This is a genomic window from Thiogranum sp., from assembly GCF_058323355.1.
In genome coordinates, this window is sequence record NZ_JBTTIO010000037.1 from 1 (window position 1) to 9,371 (window position 9,371).

The window sequence follows — 9,371 nt, forward strand, 5'->3', positions numbered from 1 at the left end:
CTATGAACTGGTGAAAACCATGCGCGCCTCTATCCTGGTGCTCGGCCCGTTGCTGACGCGTTTTGGTGAAGCAGAGGTCTCCCTGCCAGGTGGCTGCGCCATCGGCTCGCGACCGGTCAACCTGCATATCCAGGGCCTGAAGGCAATGGGTGCCGACATTGAGATTGAAGATGGCTATATCAAGGCCAGCGCAAGTCGCCTCAAGGGCGCACGCTTCTTCTTTGACGTGGTTTCCGTCACCGGTACCGAAAACCTGATGATGGCGGCCACGCTGGCTGACGGTACTACAGTGCTGGAAAACAGCGCACGTGAACCGGAAGTCACGGATCTTGCCCGCTGCCTGAATACCATGGGTGCAAAAATCACCGGGGCGGGTACCGACACCATCACCATTGAAGGCGTGAACCGACTGCACGGTGGCAGCCACAGCATTACCGCAGACCGCATCGAAACCGGCACCTTTATGGTCGCTGCCGTGGCGACCGGCGGCAAAATTCACCTGCGTAATACCGAACCCTCCTACCTGGATGCCGTGATTGAAAAACTGCGTGACGCCGGCGCGGAAATCACCCCGGACGGAAACAGCATCGATGTCGATATGCACGGCAAACGACCGCACGCCGTCAACCTTGTCACCGCTCCCTACCCGGCTTTTCCGACTGATATGCAGGCACAACTGGTGGCACTCAATACCCTTGCCGACGGCACCGCGACCGTGAAGGAAACCATTTTTGAAAACCGCTTCATGCACGTGCAGGAACTGCAACGCATGGGAGCCGATATCGAATTGCAGGGCAACACCGCCATTGTACGCGGCATCGACAAACTGCACGGCGCACCGGTGATGGCAACCGACCTGCGTGCCTCGGCCTGCCTGGTCATCGCCGGACTGGCCGCGGAGGGTGAAACCCTCATCGACCGTATCTATCACCTTGATCGTGGCTACGAGTGTATCGAGGAAAAACTGTCCCAGCTTGGCGCAAAAATACAGCGGGTACCCCATCACCCCTGATGCATAGCCGGCCACGACAAACTGACCCATAAGGAATTTTGCCCATGAAAGCCAGAGCCGCTGTTGCCCGGGGACCCAAACAGCCCCTGTCTATTGAACTCATCGAGGTGGAAGGCCCGAAACAGGGCGAAGTTCTGCTCAAGGTAATCGCCTCCGGCGTTTGCCATACTGATGCATTTACTCTCTCCGGCGAAGACCCGGAGGCCGTCTTTCCCGCCGTGCTCGGACACGAAGGCGGCTGTGAAGTCGTGGAATGCGGCCCCGGCGTCAAGGATCTGAAACCCGGCGATCATGTCATTCCGTTGTATATCGCCGAGTGCGGAACCTGCGAATACTGCAAATCGACAAAAACCAACCTGTGTCAATCCATCGCCGATACCGTGTGGACCGGCTACATGCCCGACGGTACGCGGCGTTTTTCCCTGGACGGCAAGCCCATCTACCACTACATGGGCTGTTCAACCTTCTCCGAGTACACCGTGGTCCCGGAAATCGCACTGGCAAAAATCAACCCCGCCGCCCCGCTGGACAAGGTCTGCTTACTGGGTTGCGGTATTACGACCGGTATAGGCGCCGTTCTTAACACAGCCAGGGTCGAGCCGGGTTCGACCGTTGCCGTATTCGGTCTTGGCGGTATCGGTCTGTCCTGCGTACAGGGTGCGGTCATGGCCCAAGCCGAACGCATCATCGCCATCGATATGAACCCGGACAAGTTCGAAATGGCCAGGGCACTGGGCGCAACAGATTTCATTAACCCTTCCGAACTGGATGGAAGTGTTACGGAAGCCATTATTGAAATGACCCGCGGCGGCGTGGATTATTCATTTGAGTGCATCGGCAATGTTGAAGTGATGCGTGAAGCCCTGGAATGCTGTCACATGGGCTGGGGCGTCTCAACCATCATCGGCGTCGCCGGCGCCGGGCAGGAAATCCACACCCGTCCATTCCAGTTGGTCACCGGGCGCACCTGGAAAGGCACCGCCTTTGGCGGTGTAAAAGGCCGCAGCCAGTTACCCGGTTATGTCGACCGTTATCTGGCTGGTGAAATCGAAGTGGACAAGATGGTGACCCACACCATGCCGCTGGAAGACATCAACCGCGCCTTTGACCTCATGCACAGCGGCGAAAGCATCCGCTCCGTTATCATTTTCTAGGGCAGTTGCTATGCATCAGACAGAACATATCAAGGAGTTTGGCGGCTGGTTGAACCGCTATACGCACGACTCGACATCCTGCCATTGCGAAATGACCTTCTCTGTCTACCTGCCCCCTGCCGCAGAAACACAGAACGTGCCCGCAGTGTACTTTCTCTCCGGCCTGACCTGTACCGACGACAATGTGCGGGTAAAGGCCGGTGCGCAACGCTACGCGGCAGAACTGGGCATCGCACTCATCATGCCCGACACAAGCCCGCGTGGTGAAGATGTTGCCGATGAACCGGATCGCTATGACCTCGGTCAGGGCGCCGGCTTCTACATCAACGCAACCTGCGAACCCTGGGCCAGCCACTACCGGATGTACGATTATGTCACCCGGGAATTACCTGCACTGGTTGAGGCCGAACTACCACTGGCTGCCGGTGTTAAATCCATCACCGGCCACTCCATGGGCGGACACGGGGCATTGATCTGTGCGCTGAAAAACCCTGGCGCCTACTGTTCGGTATCGGCCTTTGCACCGATCTGCAACCCGGTAAACTGCGGCTGGGGTGAAGGCTGCCTGGGTGCTTACCTGGGAGAGGACCGGAAAGTCTGGAAAGCCTGGGATGCGACCGAACTGGTTGTTGCCGGCGCAAAACCTCTGCCATTACTCATTGACCAGGGCACCGGCGACGAATTTCTGGCCGAACAACTTCACCCGCAAGCACTGGTCGATGCCTGCCTTGAACGAGGCGACTTTCCGATCACACTGCGGATACAGGAAGACTACGACCACAGCTACCACTTCATCGCCAGCTTTATCGGTGAGCACCTGGCGTTTCACGCACGCCATCTGGCAAACAGCGGTTAACCGTTAACGACTTTCGCGGACAGGGAAACCTCTTCTTCCACCGCAACCGTTTCGAACGGCCAGTCGCGAATACCACCTTCCAGACTGGCAACATCAAACTGATTCTGCGCCAGGATCAGGGTCGCTACCGCGCTTCGTCCACCTGCGTGGCAGTACACGATATAGCGCTCATTGCGATCCAGTTCATCCATGCGGTTTCGCAACTCGTACAAGGGGATAAGGATGGCGCCAGGAATATGGTGGTCATCAAATTCCTCCGCATAACGCACATCGATGAATGTGTAGCCGGTTTCGGACATTGTTTTGGCAATGTTAGGGTGAACGGTTTTGATCAACGGGTTACGAATCATGTCATCAAAGGCTTCGCGATTCAGCGCCAACAAGGTGCAATCCGAAGTAGCAACGACAGTCTCGCTGCGCCGGTTTCCGGATATCAACGCCTCGCAACCGAAGGCATCGCCTTCCGCCAGGTCAGCGACCTTGGTCGGCTCATCGTCATACAGGCCAATCTGGTAGGTCTCCGCGCTACCCTTGCTGATGATGTAATAGGCGTCACCTTCATCACCCATGGTGATGATATTTTCACCTGCCTTGACCTCGACGATTTCCATTTTCCTGAAAGCGGTCTCGATAACCTCCAGTGGCAGGCGCCGGAACACCAGTGAGTTACGCACCAGTTCCAGTCGCTCGTGCAACTCACTGTCCGTTTCCTCGCTGAGGTGAACCACCTCATCCCAGGCGATCAGATCGTCGAGCATTTCACGGTCAGCATGACAGATGATCGAGTCAGCACGCGCGATAATGGTTGCCGTCGCCGGTGAACTCGGGAGAATAAAGGGTTTGTTGCGTGTATCTTCAGGGCCGGTAAAGGAACGCACCGAACCACACTGGATGACCTCCAGGCTGCCCTCAACCACATAGAGATAATCATTGGCCTTGCCACCGCGGATTTGCAGGATTTCTCCTTCGCGCAACTCGACAAAACGCACAATGTTCACCACCTCCGACAGCCGTTCCTTCGACAACAGGGTGAACGGCATGTAGTTGGAAGACAGGTTGTCCAGCACGCGTTCCATTTTTACACTCATCATGATAACAATCTCCTTTGCTGGTGACGGCTGTCGTTGCCAGCCACCCAATAAGCAGGTTTACAGGTAGTTCAGTGGAACCTTGAGATAGGTAACATCATTGTTCTCGGGTTCCGGAAGTTCTCCTGCATTAATATTCAGTTGCAGGCTGGGGAACAACAATCGCGGCGCAGGCAGGGCGCTGTCCCGTGCCTGAATGTTTTTTACAAACTCTGTTTCTCCAATATTACCTGGCAGGTCGCTGTTGAATGCCTTGCTTTCCGCGATCGTAGTCTGGTAACTGAACGGCCTGCCGTCGGGATAATCATGACCGACAAAGACGCGGGTCTCGTTGGGGAACTCATACAACCGTTTGATCGAGCGATACAGGTCGCTTGCACTGCCATCCGGGAAATCGCAGCGTGCAACACCAATATCAGGCATGAACAGAACGTCACCGGTGAAAAGCGCGCCGTTGATATAATAGGTACAACAGGCCGGCGTGTGCCCGGGCGTACTGAGAACCTGAACGGCAAGGCTGCCTGCCTGCAACACCTCGCCATCATCAAGCAGGCGATCAAACTGGCTGCCATCGGTCGGGAAATCTACCGGCAGATTGAAAGTCCCCTTGAAGATCTCCTGCACGCGACAGATGCCGGACCCGATTGCCATCGGTGCAGCGAGTCGTTTCTTCAACATTGAGGCACCGCTGACGTGGTCAGCGTGTACATGTGTATCGAGTATCCAGTGAACGCGCAATTGCTCCCGCTCGACAAACTCGACGATCCGATCCACTGAATCGGTCGATGTTCGCCAGGGGGTTGTGTCGAGATCCAGGACAGGATCAATGACCACAGCGTCTTTGCTGACCGGGTCATATACCACGTAGGTCACGGTACAGGTCCGTTCTTCGTCGGCTAATGCATGAATTTCCATAGAATATTCCGCCTCGCAGCAGGATGCTGCAAAATTTATCACTGGTCTGTCCCGAGGATGTCGGAAAGACAGACGGAAGACTTTAATCCAGTACAACATCAGCCAGAGAAATATCCCGCAACAAGGGTAGTGGAATAGGCCGCACGACACATGAAACAAATACCTTTCCTGACAGGAAAAGGCTGAAAGGATTATCTGAAGTCAGCAGCTTACTTAATGTGGTCAGTTTACTGCCGCCACACACAGCGGAGGATGGCTGAACATGAGTCTCATTTTAGGTGTATCTGTTTTCATCAGGCTGATTGCCATGGCCTGGGCCTTGCGCCTGTGGTACAGGATTCGCGACTGGCGCATCGGTTTTCTCGGCGCAATGGTCGCCCTGATGGCGCTCCGTCAAAGTCTTACCCTGTCCCGTAAGGGGATCGACTGGCCGCCGCAACTGGCATCCGGTCTGGACGAAATGCCTGGACTGGCTGTCAGTGTTCTGGCCCTGCTGGCGATCATTTTTCTCGGCCGGATGATTTCCGATGAACGACGCCGTTCCGGGGAACTCATTGCCACCAACCAGGAGCTTGAACGTCAGATCATCCGGCGTCACCAGGCAGAAGACCAGCTGATCACTCTCTCACAGGCCATCGAACAAAGCCCCGAAAGCATCTTCATCACCGATGCCAACGCCGAAATTGAATACGTCAATGCAACCTTTGTCCATCACACCGGTTATACACCTCACGAAGTAATCGGAGAAAACCCGCGTATCCTGAAATCCGGTAAAACCCCCCGGGAAACCTACACATCCCTGTGGAAGTGCCTGTCTGAAGGCAGAGCATGGCAGGGCGAACTGTACAACCGCAGCAAGGATGGCCGTGAATATATCGTGTGGTCAATCATTTCTCCCGTCCGAAAAAGCGGGGGGGAAATCACCCATTATGTCGCGATCAACCAGGACATCACGGAGAAGAAACAGGCCGAAGCCAAAATTAACCACCTGGCTTACTACGACGGCCTTACCGACCTGCCCAACCGAACACTGTTAATGGAACGACTCAACCAGACGCTGACCCTGTCGCGGCGCCACAAAAACATGGCGGCACTGTTTCTTGTCAATATCGATCGCTTCAAGAATATTAACGATGCTCGTGGCCATCTGCTGGGTGATGCACTGCTGCAGGCAGTTGGCCAGCGGTTGACAGAAATACTGCACGAAGGTGATACCGTAGCGCGTCTGGCATCGGATGAATTTGCCCTTCTCGTGCCGGAACTGGGTAGGCAACCCGGACAGGCCAGCCACCGCGCCCTTAGCATTTCGCAAAAGGTACTGAACGCCATACGACAGCCTATATCCATTGATAATGAATCGATCTATGTCACCGCAAGCCTGGGCGTCACCCTTTACCCGGAAGTGAACGATGACAATGCCGGCACAATCCTGCGCCGCGCCGACACTGCGCTGCACCAGGCCAAGGATGGCGGCAGAAACCAGGCGGCTTTCTTTGAAACCAACATGAGTGAATCAGCCGAACAGCGTTTCCGGATTGAACGCGAACTGCGCCACGCTGTGGGCAACGGGGAGTTGCGCCTTTTTATACAACCACAGGTGGACAGACACGGAAAACTGGCCGGCGCCGAGGCACTGGTTCGCTGGAAACACCCTGAACGCGGCCTGGTTCCTCCTGGTGTATTCATTCCGGTTGCCGAAGAATCCGACCTGATTATCGATGTGGGAGGCTGGGTGCTGTCCGAGGCCCTGACACTGATGGCAAAAGGCGACATGGCCGGCCACCCGTTCCACCTTGCAGTAAACCTGAGCCCGCGCCAGTTCCGCCAGGCTTCCTTTGTGCCCTGGCTGAAGAGCCTGCTTGGCTCTACCGGCGCAGACCCCAACCACCTGACCCTGGAAGTTACCGAAGGGCTGGTAATCGATAACATCAATGACGTAGTCGCCAGAATGACAGAACTTGCCGCGCTTGGCATCCACTTTTCAATCGATGACTTCGGTACCGGCTATTCATCCCTGTCATATCTCAAACGACTACCCGTCCACGAGCTGAAAATTGACCGCAGCTTTATCCAGGACGCTCCTACCGATGAAGACGATTCCGCGCTGGTCGAAACCATACTTGCCGTTGCCAAACACCTGCACCTGAGAGTCGTGGCGGAAGGGGTGGAAACTGAACAACAGGCGGCCTTCCTGAATGAACGTGCTGATGTTATTCACCAGGGCTACCTGTACGGGAAACCTGAGCCAGCAGCTGACTGGTTTAAACGCTGGTTTGGACAAACCCTGAACTGAACCCGAACGGTAAATAACCGGGTTTCAGGGGTTATGCACGGCTATCCCTGCCGGAGGGAATACCGGAAACAGGTTTTACGCTGGAGATATCAGCCTGGAATAGAGAGTCTTCAGTGCTTTCTGCCAATCAGTTCAATCGGGTAACCGTCCGGGTCTTCCACAAAGGAAATGATCGTTGTACCCGCATTCATGGGGCCGGCCTCCCGCAGTATCTTGCCGCCGTTACTGCGTATCTGTGCGGTTGCCTCGTACACATCATTGACTTCCAGTGCTATATGCCCAAAGCCGGTACCGGGATCATAGTGATCCGTATCCCAGTTATGGGTCAGCTCGATGACGGTATTCTCCGACTCGTCACCGTAACCGACAAAAGCCAGGGTAAACTTTCCATCGGGATAATCCTTGCGACGCAGCAGTTTCATGCCCAACACTTCGGTATAGAACTTTATCGATCGATCCAGATCGCCGACCCGTAACATGGTATGGAGTATGCGCATGATGTGTCCCCGTTATTTTTTCCTGCGTGCCGCAATCCGCAGCCGCAGGGCATTGAGCTTGATGAAACCTTCGGCGTCCTTCTGGTTATAGGCCCCCTCGTCATCCTCGAATGTCGCAATGCGCTCATCGAACAGGGAATCGGTTTCCGACATCCGGCCAACAACAATGACATTGCCCTTGTACAACTTGAGACGCACTTTCCCGTTTACTGTTTCCTGCGAGCTATTGATCATTTCCTGCAACATCTCGCGCTCGGGACTCCACCAGTAGCCATTGTAGACCAGTTCCGCATAGCGCGGCATCAACTCGTCCTTCAGGTGCGCTACTTCACGATCCAGCGTCAGCGACTCGATGGCGCGATGGGCCTTGAGCATGATGGTGCCGGCGGGTGTTTCATAACAGCCACGCGACTTCATGCCGACATAGCGGTTTTCCACAATATCGTCACGGCCGATTCCATTATCACCACCGAGCCGGTTCAGTTGCTCCATCACACCGGCAGGCGTTACCGCCTTGCCGTCAATTGCGACGATGTCACCTTTTTCGTAACTGAGTTCGACATAGGTGGGTGTATCCGGCGCCTGTTCTGGCGACACAGTCCAGCGCCACATGCTGTCTTCAGGCTCGGCCCAGGGGTCTTCCAGGATGCCGCCCTCGTAGGAGATGTGCAGCGAGTTGGCGTCCATGGAGTACGGTGACTTTTTACCCTTGTTGAAGTCGACCGGAATATTATGCTTTTCCGCATAGGCCATCAGCGTTTCACGTGAGTTGAGATCCCATTCCCGCCACGGTGCAATAACTTTCACGTCCGGCTTCAATGCATAGGCACCCAGCTCGAAACGCACCTGGTCGTTGCCCTTACCGGTTGCGCCGTGTGAAATCGCATCCGCGCCTGTCTCGTTGGCAATCTCCACCAGGCGTTTGGCAATCAGCGGACGGGCGATTGAGGTGCCGAGCAGGTATTCACCTTCATAGATGGCGTTGGCACGGAACATGGGGAATACATAGTTGCGCGCAAAGTCTTCGCGCAGGTCTTCGATGTATATTTCCTTCACACCCATGGCCTGCGCCTTGGCACGGGCCGGTTCGACTTCTTCACCCTGGCCGATGTCGGCGGTAAAGGTCACGACTTCGCAGTTATAGGTGTCTTCCAGCCATTTGAGAATAATGGAAGTATCCAGGCCACCGGAGTAGGCGAGAACGACTTTGTTGACTTTTGACATGGGTTTTGACCTTTATTAAAACGTCTGAATCCTAGTATCTTGTGCCAAAGGGGTTTGCTTATCTCATGACAAGGTGACGGCTTGCCCGCTACGCGGGTTCCCTGCGTTTCTCGGTCTGTTGCGCGCTCGCTAAACTCGCGGCACACGCTTCGCGTGCACCGCTCAGACAACGCTCGCTTCCTCGCAACAGCCCTGCGATGCTCGGCTGCGCCAACACCTTGTCATGAGATAAGCAAACCCCTTCTCCACCATTGTGCAAACCTGAACCGATCTCTACGCTGCCCGGGACGGGAGTGTGTGGCCGGATTTCAGGCCGTTGGTGCAGCCGAGCA

The 9,371-nt window shown here is 55.4% G+C and carries 9 protein-coding genes; 4 read left to right on the plus strand and 5 right to left on the minus strand.

Annotated elements, in window-relative coordinates; all coding sequences use genetic code 11:
* The 3 genes from murA to fghA all read left to right on the plus strand — a co-directional run.
* On the plus strand, positions 1-1,012 hold a 1,012-nt coding region (murA, locus tag ACW81B_RS05855; protein ID WP_491579284.1), incomplete at its 5' end, for a UDP-N-acetylglucosamine 1-carboxyvinyltransferase.
* Between the two features lie 44 nt (positions 1,013-1,056).
* Entirely contained in the window at positions 1,057-2,166 is a 1,110-nt protein-coding gene (locus ACW81B_RS05860) for an S-(hydroxymethyl)glutathione dehydrogenase/class III alcohol dehydrogenase (RefSeq protein ID WP_491579285.1), read from the plus strand.
* Positions 2,167-2,176: 10 nt separating this feature from the next.
* Entirely contained in the window at positions 2,177-3,022 is an 846-nt protein-coding gene (gene fghA / locus ACW81B_RS05865; RefSeq protein ID WP_491579286.1) for an S-formylglutathione hydrolase, read from the plus strand.
* On the opposite strand, the gene ACW81B_RS05870 is transcribed toward fghA, so the two are convergent.
* Positions 3,019-4,113 carry a cyclic nucleotide-binding domain-containing protein gene (locus tag ACW81B_RS05870; protein WP_491579287.1) on the minus strand — a complete coding sequence of 365 codons (1,095 nt, stop codon included), beginning with the start codon at positions 4,111-4,113 and terminating at the stop codon, positions 3,019-3,021. The two genes, fghA and ACW81B_RS05870, sit on opposite strands and share 4 nt — an antisense overlap.
* Before the next feature lie 57 nt (positions 4,114-4,170).
* A complete protein-coding gene (locus tag ACW81B_RS05875) occupies positions 4,171-5,025 on the minus strand; it encodes an MBL fold metallo-hydrolase (RefSeq protein WP_491579288.1) in 855 nt (284 codons plus the stop codon).
* A gap of 262 nt (positions 5,026-5,287) precedes the next feature.
* Here ACW81B_RS05875 and ACW81B_RS05880 point away from each other — a divergent pair, with 262 nt between their 5' ends.
* Positions 5,288-7,318 (plus strand): putative bifunctional diguanylate cyclase/phosphodiesterase, encoded by a 2,031-nt coding sequence (locus ACW81B_RS05880; RefSeq protein WP_491579289.1) that lies wholly within the window; start codon positions 5,288-5,290, stop codon positions 7,316-7,318.
* 110 nt (positions 7,319-7,428) lie between these two features.
* Here the strand turns inward: ACW81B_RS05880 and gloA are convergent, their stop codons facing one another.
* From gloA to ACW81B_RS05895, 3 genes are all read right to left on the minus strand, one after another.
* Positions 7,429-7,815, minus strand: coding sequence for a lactoylglutathione lyase (gene gloA / locus ACW81B_RS05885; RefSeq protein ID WP_491579290.1), 387 nt, complete (start codon positions 7,813-7,815; stop codon positions 7,429-7,431).
* 12 nt (positions 7,816-7,827) lie between these two features.
* Complete coding sequence (locus tag ACW81B_RS05890) at positions 7,828-9,039, minus strand: argininosuccinate synthase (protein ID WP_491579291.1); 1,212 nt, start codon at positions 9,037-9,039, stop codon at positions 7,828-7,830.
* A gap of 88 nt (positions 9,040-9,127) precedes the next feature.
* A partial coding sequence (locus ACW81B_RS05895; RefSeq protein ID WP_491579292.1) for a hypothetical protein occupies positions 9,128-9,371 on the minus strand: 244 nt, incomplete at its 5' end.